Below are 16556 nucleotides of genomic sequence, written 5' to 3' on the forward strand. Positions count from 1 at the left end.
AGTGAAGCCAGTTCGCTTGGAAACAAGCCCTTCTCCAACCTTACTCTATTTATTGCTAGCAATCATCACTGTGGTCAGCGTTATTCTGGCCTTAGTTCAACAAAATTATCTTCTTCTTATTATTGGTTTTTTCGGATTATTATCTGCTATCGCATTACGCCAATTTAGCACAACCTTCTGTGACCAAAAACGCAAACCATATTGCCAAGCGCAACCCCCTATTGACGACGACAAAGCCATACTCCAGCAAATTCAAGCGGTCGTAAACAAACTGCCCGTAGGTGTGCTGTTTTATAATCAACAGCGCCAATGCGTGTTCATCAACAAATACATGGCAAGTTCTGGCTTAGTGCTCGAACACGACTTCAGTTCAACACCCGAACTAAATGAATTATTCTGCTCCACTTTTCTAGCAACGTTCAGTGCTCAACTGGATAATCAATCTTCAGCAAGACCAGAGTTTATCGCTTCACAAGTCTTTGAATATAAGAATAAGTTCGATCGGCAGCGGTTTGTAGAAATCAAAATATACTCCCCTAATGCCGAAGCCTCTGGTATGAATGCCTTAGGGACTGTGATTGCTAGAGATATCACTGAAGCCTATGAGTCTACAAACCAATTGACCACGCTCAACGAAGAGCTGCGTAATCAAACAGACATTGCCATCGCTCATTCTCAGGCGAAGAGCCAGTTTTTAGCAAATATGAGTCATGAAATACGCACTCCAATGAACGGTATTTTTGGTATGTTAGAGCTATTGAAAATGACTGATTTAGCGGCGCAACAAAAACAATATATTTCAACCATAGATCAGTCATCGCAAGCGCTATTGAAAATACTGAACGATATTCTTGATCTATCAAAGCTTGAGTCTGGCAAGCTTACGTTTGAGTCAGAGCGTTTTGACCTCACTTTAATGGTTAAGCAGATTATTGATACCTACAATAAAAGCGCTGAAGACAAAAAACTCAAGTTGATAAGTACTTTGTCGAATGATTTGCCTCGTCATTTGATTGGTGATGAATTTCGCATTACACAGGTTTTGAATAACTTTGTTTCAAACGCAATCAAGTTTACTGAGGTCGGTAAAATTGAAATTGAGCTACGCTTAGTTGAACGTGATAACACAAACGCGATCATTGAATTCAGCGTGCAAGATAGTGGTCTGGGGCTCAGCCCTGAACAACAATCCCGTATCTTCAATAGCTTTGAGCAAGCGGACAATTCAACAACGAGAGAGTTCGGCGGTACCGGACTTGGATTAAGTATTTCCCGTGATCTAATTAAAAGAATGCATGGCCAGCTAGATGTAGACTCTGAGCTTGGAAAAGGCAGTCGTTTTTGGTTTCGCTTACCTTTAATGGCCTGCAACGAAACGGGCCAAATAGAACCAACCGAACTTAGTCACAAAAGCCAGAGTATCACTAGCCTACAGGGCAAAAACATCTTGATTGTAGACGACAATGAAATTAATCGGGCAGTTGCTGCTAGTATGCTGGAGCAGCATCGGGCGAAAACCTTTCAAGTTGATAACGGGAAAAAAGCGATAGAGTTAAATAAAAGTTTTACTTTCGACCTTATTCTAATGGATTATCAAATGCCGATCATGGATGGTATACAAGCGAGCAAAGCCCTTCGCGAAAATGGTCTTACCCTTCCAATAATAGCGATGACTGCTGCAGGATTCGACGAAGATATCGAGGCTTATTTTGAGGCTGGAATGGATGGTGTAATCATTAAGCCCTTCCAATCAGATCAGCTTGTAAACGAAGTAGTTAAACACTTATCGATAAACAATCAGGAAACATGACTAAAAGCCAAGTACCAACTACATTGCGAGTTTGATTAAAATGAGCGACTATAATAATTAAGTATGAATACTCCTGAGAACATATGAGTCAAAAGTCGGCCTTAATAACCACCCTCAAGCGTTTGTTAAAACAACGAGGCATAACTTACAAAGAAGTCGCTTCGTCACTGCAGTTGTCGGAAGCCTCTGTTAAGCGCTTATTTTCAAAACAAGACTTTTCACTTCAACGCTTAGATGATATGTGTAAGTTACTCGATATTGAAATTTCAGATTTAAGTGACGAGATGCTAAAAGCGCAAAGCTTTACCAGTGAACTGAGCGTTGAACAAGAGTCTTTTCTGGTCTCAGATATTCGATTATTAATGCTTGCACAGTTGTTGATGGACCATTGGACCTGCGATCAAATCCTTCAGGTGTATGACTTTGAGGCACTTGAGTTAGTCCAGTATCTGGCTAGCCTCGACAAACTCAAGATCATCGATCTTTATCCAAATAATAGAGTGAAGCTGAAAATTAGTCGTGATTTCTCTTGGCTAAAAGGTGGACCGATTGAAATGTTCTTCAAGCAACATGTTCAGTCTGATTTTCTAAATAGTCACTTTAATGGACCTGGGGAAATCCGTATTTTCCAAACTGGGCTGCTCAGTAAGGCTTCGCATGCTGAACTAAGCAGAAAAATAAAACACTTATCGCTCGCTTTTGAAGATGCTCAACGCAGTGATGAAGCCGTCGAGTTTGACGATAAGTATGGCACCAGTATGGTTATTGCAATGCGACCTTGGAAGTTAGCGGTGTTTGAACAATTTAGGCGCTAGGGCCTAAATGGGGAGAGGTAAGTATGAACTATCAATTTACAAGAGATATAGACGGTGAACCCAGAGCTGAATTTGAAATGGGCTGCGAAACCTTTAGCTTGTGGTTCAATGAAGAACTAAGAAGCAATCTCAAAAAGATACGAAGCGTGCTAGACGGCATAGAGCAAGTGACATCAAAAACACTCAAAGAATATAAACTAGCTGGTAACGATATTGATTTGGTCTTAGATAGCGATGAGGTCGAAGTTAGGTCGAAGACTTTAGACATTGAGCTAGATGATGAATTGCCAGAAGGAACCGAGGCTTACGATCAGGAATCAATGGCTGGATGCGGTCTTGAAGACTTTAGTAGAGTGCTTCACTCTTGGCACGACTTCGTTGTTGAAAAATAGCGTGTTAATACCGCTTGGACAATTCGTCAAACGCCTCTCTTTGGCGTGCCTGTGAAAATACCCATTGATACCTTTGTCGCGCCTAAGTGTGAGCAAAAAATTGATATTTTGCGTCACGACGAACACTTCTTATTAATAAATAAACCCAGTGGCTTGCTATCATTATCAGGTAAAAATCCATTAAATAAAGATTCTGTGCATTACCGCTTAGTACAGGATTTCCCACAAGCAAAACTTGTCCATCGCCTAGACTTTGGCACATCAGGTATTATGTTGGTAGCCTTAAGTAAGCTGGCAAACAAAGATTTCACTCAGCAATTTCAAGCGCATGCGATCAATAAAACCTATATTGCTATCTTGTCAGGACAATTGTCACAGAATCAAGGAAATATTACTGCCCCTATCGCCAAAGATCCCAGTCTGTTCCCTCGGTTAAAAGTGTGCTTCAATATTGGGAAGTCATGTAGATCTGATTTTGAAGTATTGGAGCGGAATATCAGCTCAACTCGCGTACGTTATAAGCCAGTCACAGGAAGAACTCATCAGTTACGGATACATAGCCAATATATGGGCCATCCTATTCTAGGGTGCGATTTATACGGAACTGAAGAAACACAGAGTCAATCAACCAGGCTACTGTTGCATGCAGAGACCATCTTATTTAAGCACCCAATTACCGGGGATACCGTAGTAGGAAAAAGTCCATGTGAATTTTAGTTATCCTTCTGCTCCCTTCCTTAGGTGTCATCTTTTTTAAAAAACGACTTGGGCAGTTGTAAGTGAAACATAAGCTGATAATTACCAGTGACCCACCTACGTCATTACCAGTGAACCACCTACGTCATTACCAGTGAACCACCTACGTCATTACCAGTGAACCACCTACGTCATTGCCAGTGAACCACCTACGTCACTACCAGTGAACCACCTACGTCATTGCCGCGAAGGCGGTAACCTCCAATACAGCGTAGTAAATTAAAAAAACAGAATTATTTCAAAAATATAAAGCTAATTGCTATTGAAATATTTCTTGTGTGGCCGGAGGTTCCTGCCTGCGCAGGAATGACGTAGGAGGTATTGGCGATGACTCCTTGTGGATGATTGCTGACCTACGTCTTATCTTAGCGAAAGCATACTCAGGAGTTTTAGAACCGACACTGTTTCGCTTTCGTTCCAGTGTGCAAAAATTTGTTCGCATTTTTGCGATACTGTTAGATGAGCATTGTTAAAAATCTCCATTCCAGCGTCAGTTATTTTTACCAGACTAACTCTTGCGTCCTTCAGATTACTCTGTTTAACGATTAAGCCTGATTTTTCCATTGGAAGAAGAATTCTGGTTATACCTGACGCTGATTTACCTAATGAATCAGCAAGGTCAATTCTTCTTACGGTATATTCGTGTGCATTATTTAATTCATTAAGTACCATATATTCCGTTAGACCAATTCCATGTATTGCGCCGAGAGTACCGTCTAGCTTCTTAGTGAGTAAAGAGTTTGCCGCATTAATTGATAGTAAAAGACTTACTCGCTTTTCTGTTTTTTCCATAGTGTTACTTTCCGATTAATTTTTTAAACGTTTGTTGTCAGTAGACAAACATCATACTTCCAACATACTTGATAAGTCAAGCATATCGGAAGTACCTCTGAGGCACTGAAAAGAATAACGAATGGTTCTAATACCAAGCAAATTGCGCGGGCAATTACGCTCATACAAACAGAGGTAAGCTATGGATCTAGGCTAGTTTTGATTAACTCAATCACAGTATTCATTCTTTTGAGAAGAGGCCTATTACGGTGGTAGCACACATATATATTTTCATTCACTGAATTCGCTAATTGATGCACGTTTATCAGTTCAGGTTTATTAAATGTACTTACCGCAGTTGCAGGTAAAACGGTAAAGCCTAAACCTAAGCATACAGGCTCGAGTATCAAGCTTATTTGATTGGAAAATCCAGTCTGCTTTATTTGGTCAATATGCTCGAATTCAGGGTAGTTTGCGCTAAATAGCAGCTGAGCATGGTGTTGGCCATCTGGGTGTGCAATAAAACCGGCATCACACAATGTTTGCCACGTCGGGTTGTTTATATTGCGTGCTGTGACTAACAGCAGACGTTCCGTGCCTATTTTATAGTTAGACACTTCCCCAAGGCTAGGCTCTTGAGTCATAAAGCCAATATCGGCTTGATGATTAGCAATTGCTTGTTCAACGCTAATATTTGGTGCAAAACGATAGTCTATGCTCAAGCTGCGATGCTTGGTTTGTAAAGCCAGTAACTGCTGATAAAATTGTAAACCACAACTGCCAGGCGATTGTATTTTGATCAAGCCACTAGTTGATGAGTCGTCTTTCAATTGTTGTTCCAAAAATTGCCATTCTTTTAATAATAAACGTCCTTTTTGATATAGGTTTTGTCCATGTATGGTGAGCGAAAATGTTTTGCCATGTCGCTCAAGTAAAGCGCAGCCAACTTGCTGCTCAAGTTTTTTAATATGCTGACTTACACCTGATTGTGTCATATACAAACGCTCAGCGGTTTGAGTGAAATGGTTTACCTCAACAAGTGTGCAAAACGTATTTAACCAGATTGGATTAATCATCACAAAATGTACTCAAAATAATAATTATTAATAATTTTAATTAATCAATAAGGCTAAGTAAACTCTGCGATTAGAATCAATCAGTCGATAGGAGACAATATGATGAATCAGAAATATCCGCGAAGCTTTTCCCATATCGGTATATCAGTGCCCAACGTTGAGAAGGCCGTGGAGTTTTATACCAAAGTAATGGGTTGGTATACCATAATGGAACCAACTGTAATTACTGAAGACGACAGCCCAATAGGCGAAATGTGTACAGAAGTATTTGGTGAAAAATGGGAAAAGTTCAAAATTGCGCATCTATCTACTGGAGACAGAATTGGCGTTGAGATTTTTGAATTCAAAAACCAAGAGAACCCAAAAGATAACTTTGAGTACTGGAAAACAGGCATCTTTCACTTTTGCGTTCAAGACCCTGATGTAGAAGGATTAGCTGAGCGCATTGTTGAGGCGGGCGGTAAAAAAAGAATGCAAGCGCCTCGATATTATTACCCAGATGAAAAACCATATCGAATGATTTATATGGAAGACCCGTTTGGTAACATTCTTGAGATTTACAGCCATAGCTATGAACTTATTTACAGTGCCGGCGCTTACTAACTTCTTACAATTTAATTTCAGGCCGGAGTATAATCTCCGGCTCTCTTGTTTTTTATTACTATCGTTTTTAGAGGACTTTGATAACAGGATTGACTATACGATAAGTAAATCTCACCTGTGTGCTTTTAGACAATATTTACCCTACAAAAACGCAGTTAAACCAACACTCAATCCTAGCCTAAAAAATATTATCCCACTTTTCGTCCAGCGCAGCTTTCGCTTCAGCTAAGTTCAAAGCCTCATATTTATCTTCTCGCTTTTTGATAATTCCGAAACGAGTTAACTTTGACAAAGCATCTTCAATTTCAAAATCGATTTCAAAATTAAACGTATCCTCAAACCACTGCTCAATGACTCTGTCTAACTCTAGCGCCGTATGCGGGGTCTTTGAGATATGCAAAAAGAAGTAAGCTAGTATTGCTTCTTTACATTCCTCTTCTTCTGCAGAGTCGAGCAAGTGATGAAACACACCCGCGTTATTATCGAGATTCTTAAAATACAAATTGTCAGCCAAGGCTTTCATGAACTTCAATTTACGGTTTTTAAATTTACTCCACTCTTTAAAAATAAACCCGCCTAAGACACCGGCACCGGCGGCTAAGGCAAGCAGTTCTTTCGTTGTGATGGTGACTTCTTTATCAGATAGGCCTATCCAATAAGCGAGTAAACCTGAAACTAGTAAAAGAGATGCACCGAGCTTGGTCACTAACATGATCGTTCCACCAATTAAGGCAGAGCCCCCAATAATAGCTTTATCAAGAGTGCGCATGCGCACTTCACTGTTCGGGAAAAGCATTTCCAAGTCCGCTTTAGGTACATTCTGAAAGAGTTTTATAATGGTTGAACTCGGTTCGAAGTTGTCTGTCTCTCGATCCTGAGCCTCAAAATAGTCTTTATCCTTAAAACGAATGTAAACCGCTACCTTGTCATAGTTAGTGAAGGTGATTTTTTGCTTCTTTAGCCCCCACCACTTTTTAACTATTTCGGTTTTTTGATATTCTCCGCGGCGATAAAAAACGACTTCCGCGAAATCATCAAATTCAACCGCTAATCTGACTTTAAATAAGGACTCTTCTTCCAGAGCTTCTCGAAGGTCTTGGTCGGTTACTTTTTCAAAATTTGCAGCATTTAGAATTTTTGCAAATGTGTTTGCAAATATTGCTTGCTTCTCTGTCAGTTCGCTTTGACTCAGTGGGTTTAATTTGAGGGTGTCACTGTTTGGGTCAAAAGGCGCATAATTATCTTTGAGAACCTCTAAATGCTGATGATATTCGAAGTGCAAGGTACTGACGATCAAACTGCACAGTTCGCCAAACTCGACTTTCTCATGCAAGTCTTGGTGTGCAAGGCAAGCGTTAACCAACTCTGACTTACGCAAGGGAATAAAGCGGTCTTTATTTATACTCTGCTGCATAACACTGCCGGCAGGTCGAACAGTTCTGTCATAGGGCCGTTTCCTTAAGTTCTTTTATCCTAGTCATCTATCTTATTTGCATTAACCCATTCAAGTAGATGTTCAACGTCTTGCTCAATCGCCATTTCAAGCTCTTCAACCCAATCATGTACGTTTTCCCACCATGTTGGGTGATCACCTTGCTGAATTTTATTCGCCGTTTTTTGTACTCTGGACAAACCAACAGATCCTGCGGCGCCTTTGATTTTATGAGCTTCAGAACAAACGTCTGATTTTTCATCAGCGGCAAGTGACACTTTTAATAATTCCATATATTCGGGGATCTTCTCCTGGAACACGCCAAGACTGGTTCGCACCATATCTTCCCCGATGGTATCGATTAACATTTGTAGCATATCAATATCGAGTATCTTGTCGACCTTAGGAATACTCACAACCTCACTCGCACTCGGCCGCTCAGATTGTAATTGATCTTCACCAAACAGTTCATTGAAGACTTCAATGACTCGGCTTTTCTTGATTGGTTTGGCAATAATGTCGTCCATACCGTTTTGTAAATACTCTTCTCGCTTCTTAATGACATTCGCCGTCAGTGCCACAATAGGTGTTTGTAGCACTAACTCTTCATCATGTAGCGTTCTTGCCACATCAAAACCAGTCATATCGGGTAATTGTATGTCTAACAGAATGAGGTCGTATTGTGTTTTCCTCGCCATTTCAATTGCAGCGGTTCCTGTCATAGCGACTTCAACCCGCTGACCTAGCTTTTCAAGTAGTGCTTTTGCAACCATGACATTCAACTCAATATCTTCCACCAATAGTATATTGAGATTGCTGACCTCCAACTCTGCCATTCTTGCTTGTTGCTTGCTGATTGCCACCGGCAATACAATTTCAAAACAGGTTCCTTGACCAACCACACTATGGACGCGAATGTCGCCATTCATTTTGTCAACCATCTGCTTACAGATGGCAAGACCAATACCCGTTCCGGTCGCAGACTGATGATCGGGATGATCAACCTGATAATACATCGCGAAAATTTTATCTATATCGTCCTGTGGTATTCCGACACCTGTATCGTTAATTCTGAAGGTAACCGTTGAGTTACCAGCCCCCTCATCTCTTGCCTCGACAACCAATGTCACTTCACCCTTTGGCGTAAACTTCAAAGCATTGAATAGAATATTCCACAAGACTTGGCGTAAACGTGTACCATCGGCTTCAATGGCAACAGGAATGGGTTCGATAATCTCAGATTGAAAGGTCAAATTCTTATCTTGCGCTAACAAGCGAATAATACTGCTAATTTCATTTGTGAAGTCACGTAAATTGACGGTCTTCAGGTCAATCTCAATTTTATCTCTATCAAGTTTGTCCAAATCGATAATATCGTTAAATATATTGCCCAGAGTGATGGCACTCGCATATATTGTGCTCACCCAATCAAACTGCTCTTTTGACAACTTGGTATCACGGAGCATTCTGCTCAGACCAACGATGCCATTCAACGGCGTTCTTAATTCGTGGCTAATTGTGGCGATAAATTTGGTTTTGTCCTTACTTGCCTGGGCTATGGCACTTTCCGCCTGCTTCCGCTCGGTCATGTCTCGTCCAAAAGCCAGTAGACCCAAGCGATGACCGTCTTGATCAAAGAAAGGAACCTTACGCATTTCGAAATAGCGGCTACGCCCATCTGCAAATTTTAACCAAAGTTCCTCGGTCAAACTGGCGTTAGTTTCAAGGACCTCGTTATCACTCGCGGCAACCTGCCTCGCCAAAGATTCATCATAGACTTGATGCGGTGTTAAGCCTAATAACTCTTCTTCTGTTTTACCTGTCACTTCCTCTGCAACACGGTTACAACCCGCAAATCGGCCTTCTTCATTTCGGTAGTATATTAAGTCTGGAGACGCATCAATGATTGAACGAGTTAGCGTAGATAGTCGTCGCGCTTGCATTTCTTGCTCAGACTTTTTCTTAATTTCTCGCTCCAGTTCTTCAAATACGCTTTCACGCTCTAGCTGCGCATTGCGCCTTTGTTCAATCTCGTAGTTCAACTGTCGAATGTTGTTCTGTAATTCACGATTCAATATGACATCGTGTTTTCTCAAACGCTCCAGTTGGCTGACAGCGTCCTCCAAATTAATGCGGCTGTGTTCGAGTTGTTTGATCAGCTCACTAAAGAAGTAGAGCAACCAGGGTGCACTGAGCATAGTTAGGATAAGTGCACTGATAAAATCATCAATTTCAATCTGACTGCCCATGCTGCTTCGAATAATGTACGAGCCAACGAGCGTAAAGAGGAGAGTAAACACAACAAAAAGGATACTGATCTTCAGCGTACCAAAACGATCAACAAATTGAGCAAACTTTATTGCCCAAGACTCATTAGGAGATTTTAGGTGCATGGTTTATGTAGTCTATTGCTATAATTGTTTTGCATGCTACCAAGAAAGCAAGTGAAGTGAAATTAATCTCATCATTCAAGCCCAATTAAAAAGCGACTTACTGAACCTTATGTAATAAGTATGCAGCTTTATATGAATTTACATTCATTCAAACCTCCCTTTTATTAAGACATTTTTTACCCTCGATAAAAGCGAAGTCAAGCATGCCATGAGCAAGAAACCGAACAGCAAGACCTTGAAATCATTAGATCATCACCTTTATTTTTAATATTTACAGGCGATATTCACCAAATAAATATTAATATTTATACTGCTTATAATTGCTTTTGATGTACAAAATAGGTATGTTGTTTTGCCGCTATAAAAGGTGAATAAAAATTCGGACGTTTGAATTCGTTATTTCACAACAACCATTCTGGCAACAACAGTAGATAGCGGCAAACAATACGACAAAACATTGGCCAACATACCAATGGCAAATTAATAACAATAATAATAAAAGAAATACAGCGACTGGTTCGCCTTATTTAACAAGTGTCACGTCTTGTTCAAGGACAGCGTGCTGCAGCGTTAAGCTGCGGAAGGAGAATAATATGAGTTTGTATCATCCTAATGATTCAAAAGACAACTGTGGCTTCGGTCTCATCGCCCACACATCGGGTGAAGCTAGCCATCAATTAGTATTAACAGCAATCGAAGGTCTAGACCGCATGCAACACCGTGGTGGTGTTGCCGCCGATGGTAAAACCGGTGACGGCTGTGGCTTATTACTACAAAAGCCAGACTCCTTTTTTCAAGGTATTGCTGAGCAAAGCGGTTGGAAGCTGAGTAAAAACTATGCCGTTGGCATGATATTTTTAAGTCAGAATCCAACACTCGCGGAACAGTCACGCCAAGTATTGAGCGAAGAAATTGAAAAAGAAATGCTGCCCGTTCTTGGTTGGCGAATCGTACCTGTAGACCACAGCATTCTTGGTGACTTAGCAAAAACAGGTGTACCGCAAATCGAACAGATTTTTGTCAACAGTCCTAGCGGCTGGCGCTCAGAAGATGTTGAACGTAGGCTGTATATGGCGCGTCGTCGTGCAGAAAAACGATTAGAAGACGATCCTGACTTTTATGTTGCCTGCCTATCTGGCTTGGTCACGGTCTATAAAGGTCTTGTCATGCCAAAAGATCTCCCTACTTTTTACCACGATCTTGCAGACGAAAACTTACAATCTAGTATCTGTGTGTTCCACCAGCGCTTTTCAACGAACACATTGCCCAAGTGGCCACTTGCTCAGCCCTTCCGGTTTTTAGCGCACAATGGCGAAATTAATACAATCAAGGCGAACCGCGATTGGGCAACGGCTCGCGCAGGAAAATTTGCAACCCCGCTAATACCAGACTTATTGCAAGCAGCCCCATTTGTAAACACCGAAGGCTCAGATTCTAGCTCGCTAGATAACATGCTAGAAGTCTTTTTAGCTGGCGGCATGGACTTGTTTAGAGCCATGCGCTTACTTGTCCCACCCGCATATCAGAACAACGAAACAATGGGCGACGACTTACGCTCATTCTACGAATTCAATTCAATGCACATGGAGCCATGGGATGGTCCTGCCGGGATCGTACTAACAAATGGTCGCCATGTTGCATGTAACCTGGACAGAAATGGCTTACGCCCTGCTCGTTATGTGATAACTAAAGACGGTTTAATCACGCTAGCATCTGAGATTGGTATCTGGGACTACAAGCAGGAAGATGTCCTTGAAAAAGGACGTGTTGGTCCAGGTGAAATGCTGGCAGTAGATACTTACACTGGAAAAATCTGGCGTACCAATGAAATCGACGAAGATTTACAAACACGTCACCCTTATAAAGAATGGTTAGAAAGCCATATCAAGCGACTTGTTCCAGTGGAACAGGCTGATGCCAGTCAAATTGGACAACGCGCCTTTGACGACAATACCATGGCGACTTATCACAAACTCTTCGGCTACAGTTACGAAGAGATGCAACAGGTGATTAAAGTATTAGCCAAAGACGGCCAAGAGGCGGTTGGCTCAATGGGTGACGACACGCCGATGGCGGTCATGTCATCAAACAACCGAACCCTGTATGATTATTTTAGACAACAGTTTGCTCAAGTAACTAATCCCCCAATTGATTCATTGCGTGAAAATCACGTTATGTCACTGGCAACTTGTATTGGCCGTGAACAAAACGTGTTCAACGAAACCAGAGGCTACGCTCATCGCGTTTTGTTTGAGTCACCGGTATTAATGTATACCGACTTAAAGCAACTTAAAGAACTGGATGATGAGCACTACCATCACGAAATAATTCCACTCAATTATAGTCTAGCAGAAGGCTTGTCCAATGCTATTCAGCGTATTTGTGATGAAGTTGAAGAAGCTGTAAGAGAGCGCTCTGCCGTATTTGTAGTATTGAGCGACCGTGATATCGAAGCGAATATGCTACCAGTGCCTGCCGCTATGGCAGTAGGTGCGGTACAACGCAGACTTGTTGATAATGCCTTGCGTTGTGATGCAAATATTGTTGTCGAAACAGCCTCTGCTCGCGACCCACATCACTTTGCTGTACTCATAGGCTTGGGCGCGACAGCTGTCTATCCGTTCTTAGCCTACGAAACGATTGAGCAACTGGTTGATAAGAAAGAACTTGATATCACACCAATGCAAGCGGTGCTGAATTACCGTAAAGGGATTAACAAAGGCTTGTACAAAATAATGTCGAAGATGGGAATTAGCACCATCGCCAGTTACCGAAGCTCGAAATTATTTGAAGCGGTTGGGATCAATAGTGATGTTGTGTCTCTTTGTTTTCGTGGTATCCCTTCTCGCATTCAAGGCGCCTCTTTTGCTGACTTCGAGCAAGATATCGTTAACTTATCAAGAATCGCTTGGTTGAAACGTAAAACGATTAGCCATGGTGGACTACTTAAATACGTTCATGGCGGCGAATACCATGCTTACAACCCTGATGTAGTTACATCGCTTCAAAAAGCAGTAGTTAGCGGTAGTTACGATGATTACCTCGTTTATAGTAACTTGGTGAATGATAGAGCACCGGCACACTTGAGAGACTTAATGGAAATTAAGAGTTTCAAAGAAGCCATTCATGTTGACCAAGTAGAATCTGCTGAAAACCTATACCCTAGGTTCGACACTGCTGCAATGTCTATCGGAGCACTCAGCCCAGAAGCGCATGAAGCATTAGCTATTGCGATGAATAGGCTCGGTGGGCAATCTAACTCTGGTGAAGGCGGTGAAGATCCAGCGCGCTTTAATACAGAGAAAAACAGTAAGATCAAACAAGTAGCATCAGGTCGATTCGGCGTAACGCCACACTATTTAATGAATGCGAGTGTTATTCAAATCAAAGTGGCTCAAGGCGCAAAACCCGGCGAAGGTGGCCAGCTTCCTGGTGACAAAGTCAACAAATACATTGCTGAGTTGCGTTTCTCAGTGCCTGGCGTGACGCTCATATCGCCTCCACCACATCATGACATTTACTCTATTGAAGATTTAGCTCAGCTGATATTCGACTTGAAACAGGTTAATCCGAAAGCGTTGATTTCGGTAAAACTCGTTTCTGAGCCTGGTGTCGGAACAATAGCGACTGGGGTTGCAAAAGCTTATGCCGACCTGATTACCATTTCTGGTTATGACGGTGGAACAGGCGCAAGCCCATTAACTTCAGTGAAATACGCTGGAAGCCCCTTTGAATTGGGACTATCAGAAACTCAGCAAGCGCTTGTTGAAAATGGCTTACGACACAAAGTACGTGTACAGACAGATGGCGGCTTAAAGACTGGTTTAGATGTTGTTAAAGCAGGTATTTTAGGCGCAGAGAGCTTTGGTTTTGGTACCGGCCCAATGGTAGCCTTAGGCTGTAAGTACTTGCGCATTTGTCATTTGAACAATTGTGCAACAGGTGTAGCCACACAGGACAAATCACTGCGCGACAACTATTTCATCGGACTGCCTGATATGGTGATGAACTACTTTAAGTTCGTTGCCCAAGAAGTGCGTGAAATCATGGCAAGTATTGGTGTCACCAAGTTTGAAGACCTCGTGGGGCGCACAGAACTACTGACCTTACTCGACGGTCAAACGGCTAAGCAAGCAAGATTAGATTTATCACCCTTGTTGAAAAAGCCAGAAGCGGGCAAGCATACGCGCCTATTTTGTTCAGAAACGACCAATGAACCAATTGACAAAGGTGAGTTAAACAAGCGCATGCTTGCCGATTGTAAACAAGCCGTTGATAAAATGTCTGGCGCACAATATACCTATGCCGTTCGCAATACTGATCGTAGTGTTGGCGCAACGCTATCAGGCTATATCGCTAGCTTGCACGGTAACCAAGGTATGGACGATGAACCAGTTAAAATTACACTAACGGGTACTGTTGGCCAAAGTTTTGGTGTGTGGAATGCAGGCGGATTACATATGCGCTTAATTGGTGATGCTAACGACTACGTTGGTAAAGGTATGACGGGTGGTAAGCTAGTCATCCACCCTCCTCGCAATGTCAGTTTTGATGTTCATGCCAGTGCCATTATGGGTAACACTTGCTTATACGGTGCAACAGGCGGGAAGCTATATGCTGCAGGCCGCGCCGGTGAGCGTTTTGGGGTTAGAAACTCTGGCGCAGTAGCGGTTGTGGAAGGCATGGGTGACAATGGTTGTGAGTACATGACCGGCGGTATCGTTGCTTCCCTAGGTAGTATTGGCGTTAACTTCGGCGCAGGTATGACAGGCGGATTTGCTTACCTTTACGATGAGTTTGATGATATCGAAAACAGAGTCAATAGTGAGTTAGTCGAAATTATGAGTGTTGACGACAAAGTAATTCTTTCTGAACATTTACGTGGCCTAATCAATGGCCATTATGAAGAGACTGGTAGTGAGCATTCATTAAAGTTACTCACTGACTTCGCTGAAGAAAGTAAGCACTTTAAGCTTGTTAAACCGAAAACCAGCGACGTGAAAAACTTGCTTGGTCATATTAGCCGTTCCAGCGCGGAACTACGCGTTCAAGCGCAATAAGAGAAGGGAGAAGTATTATGGCTAAAAACGTATATCAATTTGTTGATGTAGAACGCATAGACCCGCCTAAAAAACCTATTTTAGTGCGCAAAGAAGATTTTGGTGAAATTTATCAACCACTATCTCAATCACAAACTGAAGGTCAAGCCGATCGTTGCTTAGACTGTGGTAACCCCTATTGCGAATGGAAATGTCCGGTACATAACTTCATTCCTCAATGGCTAGCTTTAGCTAATGAAGGGAAAATACTGGAGGCTGCTGAATTATCTCATAAAACCAACAGCTTACCCGAGGTATGTGGTCGTGTTTGTCCACAAGACCGTCTATGTGAAGGTGCTTGTACATTAAATGACGACTTTGGCGCTGTCACTATCGGTAGTATTGAAAAGTACATCACTGATACCGCGTTCAAAATGGGCTGGCGTCCGGACATGTCTGACGTTGTTCCGACTGATAAAAAAGTCGCGATTGTAGGCGCTGGACCCGCTGGACTGGCATGCGCAGACATTTTAGTGCGCAATGGCGTAAAACCTGTCGTATTCGATAAATATGAAGAAATCGGGGGGTTGCTAACCTTCGGTATCCCTTCGTTTAAGTTAGAAAAAGAAGTGATTAAATTACGACGTGAAATTTTCACTGAAATGGGTGTTGAGTTCGTACTGAATACCGAAGTAGGTAAAGACGTTCAGTTCCAAAGTCTAATCGATGACTATGATGCTGTTTTCCTAGGTATGGGAACGTACAAATCAATGAAAGGTGGTTTTGCTAACGAAAGTGCACCTGGCGTATACGAAGCCCTTCCCTTTCTCATCGCGAATATTAATAGAGTGATGGGGATTGAGAAAGACCCCGCTGACTTTGTCGATATGAAAGGTAAAAAAGTGGTGGTTTTAGGCGGTGGTGATACTACGATGGATTGTGTCAGAACCTCAATTCGCCAAGGCGCGCAAAGCGTCACATGTGCTTATCGTCGTGATGAAGAGAGTATGCCTGGTTCACGTAGAGAAGTTGTAAACGCGAAAGAAGAAGGCGTTGAGTTCCAGTTCAATTTGCAACCAATTGATATTGCAGTTGATGAGCGTGGCAGAACAATCGGTGTTCGTGTTGTTAAAACAGAAATGGGTGAACCGGATGCGGCTGGCAGAAGGCGACCTGTAGAAATTGAAGGTTCAGAACATATACTTGAAGCCGATGCCGTTATTATCGCTTTCGGTTTCCAACCCAGTCCAGCGCCTTGGTTTGGCGATTATGGCATTATTCTGGATGAGAAAGGCCGTGTTCGTGCTCCAGCAAAAGGTCGCTTTGCGTTCCAAACCTCTAACCCCAAGATATTTAGTGGCGGCGATATGGTGAGAGGCTCTGACCTTGTCGTCACTGCCATCGATGAGGGACGAAAAGCAGCTGAAGGTATGCTGGATTACATGGAAGTGTAATGCCTGCTTAACTCG

General features: G+C 42.2%; 11 protein-coding genes. 7 read left to right on the top strand and 4 right to left on the bottom strand.

Features of this window, described 5'->3' with window-relative positions:
• The first annotated feature begins 1 nt into the window (after position 1).
• The 4 genes from RM556_RS11800 to RM556_RS11815 all read left to right on the top strand — a co-directional run bounded on the left by RM556_RS11800 (position 2) and on the right by RM556_RS11815 (position 3734).
• Positions 2-1810 carry an ATP-binding protein gene (locus RM556_RS11800; RefSeq protein ID WP_311374668.1) on the top strand — a complete coding sequence of 603 codons (1809 nt, stop codon included), beginning with the start codon at positions 2-4 and terminating at the stop codon, positions 1808-1810.
• An 83-nt stretch (positions 1811-1893) separates the two neighbouring features.
• Positions 1894-2625, top strand: a complete 732-nt coding sequence (locus RM556_RS11805; RefSeq protein WP_311374669.1) for a helix-turn-helix transcriptional regulator — start codon at positions 1894-1896, stop codon at positions 2623-2625.
• Between the two features lie 23 nt (positions 2626-2648).
• Positions 2649-3017 (top strand): YacL family protein, encoded by a 369-nt coding sequence (locus tag RM556_RS11810; protein WP_311374670.1) that lies wholly within the window; start codon positions 2649-2651, stop codon positions 3015-3017.
• A 51-nt stretch (positions 3018-3068) separates the two neighbouring features.
• Entirely contained in the window at positions 3069-3734 is a 666-nt protein-coding gene (locus tag RM556_RS11815) for a pseudouridine synthase (RefSeq protein WP_311374671.1), read from the top strand.
• Between the two features lie 399 nt (positions 3735-4133).
• Here the strand turns inward: RM556_RS11815 and RM556_RS11820 are convergent, their stop codons facing one another.
• On the bottom strand, positions 4134-4565 hold the full coding sequence (locus RM556_RS11820) for a MarR family transcriptional regulator (protein WP_311362882.1): 432 nt from the start codon (positions 4563-4565) through the stop codon (positions 4134-4136).
• 179 nt (positions 4566-4744) lie between these two features.
• A complete protein-coding gene (locus tag RM556_RS11825; RefSeq protein WP_311362931.1) occupies positions 4745-5620 on the bottom strand; it encodes a LysR family transcriptional regulator in 876 nt (291 codons plus the stop codon).
• Positions 5621-5722: 102 nt separating this feature from the next.
• Here RM556_RS11825 and RM556_RS11830 point away from each other — a divergent pair, with 102 nt between their 5' ends.
• Positions 5723-6223 (top strand): lactoylglutathione lyase family protein, encoded by a 501-nt coding sequence (locus RM556_RS11830; RefSeq protein WP_311362932.1) that lies wholly within the window; start codon positions 5723-5725, stop codon positions 6221-6223.
• A 178-nt stretch (positions 6224-6401) separates the two neighbouring features.
• Here RM556_RS11830 and RM556_RS11835 read toward each other — a convergent pair whose 3' ends face one another.
• Together RM556_RS11835 and arcB are read right to left on the bottom strand one after the other, a co-directional pair.
• Positions 6402-7625 (bottom strand): TMEM143 family protein, encoded by a 1224-nt coding sequence (locus RM556_RS11835; RefSeq protein ID WP_311362933.1) that lies wholly within the window; start codon positions 7623-7625, stop codon positions 6402-6404.
• A 71-nt stretch (positions 7626-7696) separates the two neighbouring features.
• The gene (gene arcB, locus RM556_RS11840; RefSeq protein WP_311362883.1) at positions 7697-10048 is read right to left on the bottom strand and encodes an aerobic respiration two-component sensor histidine kinase ArcB; all 2352 of its coding nucleotides are present in this window, start codon (positions 10046-10048) and stop codon (positions 7697-7699) included.
• A 593-nt stretch (positions 10049-10641) separates the two neighbouring features.
• Between arcB and gltB the strand changes: the two genes are divergently transcribed.
• On the top strand, positions 10642-15108 hold the full coding sequence (gene gltB, locus RM556_RS11845; RefSeq protein ID WP_311374672.1) for a glutamate synthase large subunit: 4467 nt from the start codon (positions 10642-10644) through the stop codon (positions 15106-15108).
• A gap of 17 nt (positions 15109-15125) precedes the next feature.
• Positions 15126-16541 (top strand): FAD-dependent oxidoreductase, encoded by a 1416-nt coding sequence (locus tag RM556_RS11850; protein ID WP_311374673.1) that lies wholly within the window; start codon positions 15126-15128, stop codon positions 16539-16541.
• Positions 16542-16556: the final 15 nt, after the last annotated feature.

Origin of the sequence: Alteromonas sp. W364, from assembly GCF_031846205.1 — a bacterium.
GTDB lineage: Bacteria > Pseudomonadota > Gammaproteobacteria > Enterobacterales > Alteromonadaceae > Glaciecola > Glaciecola blandensis.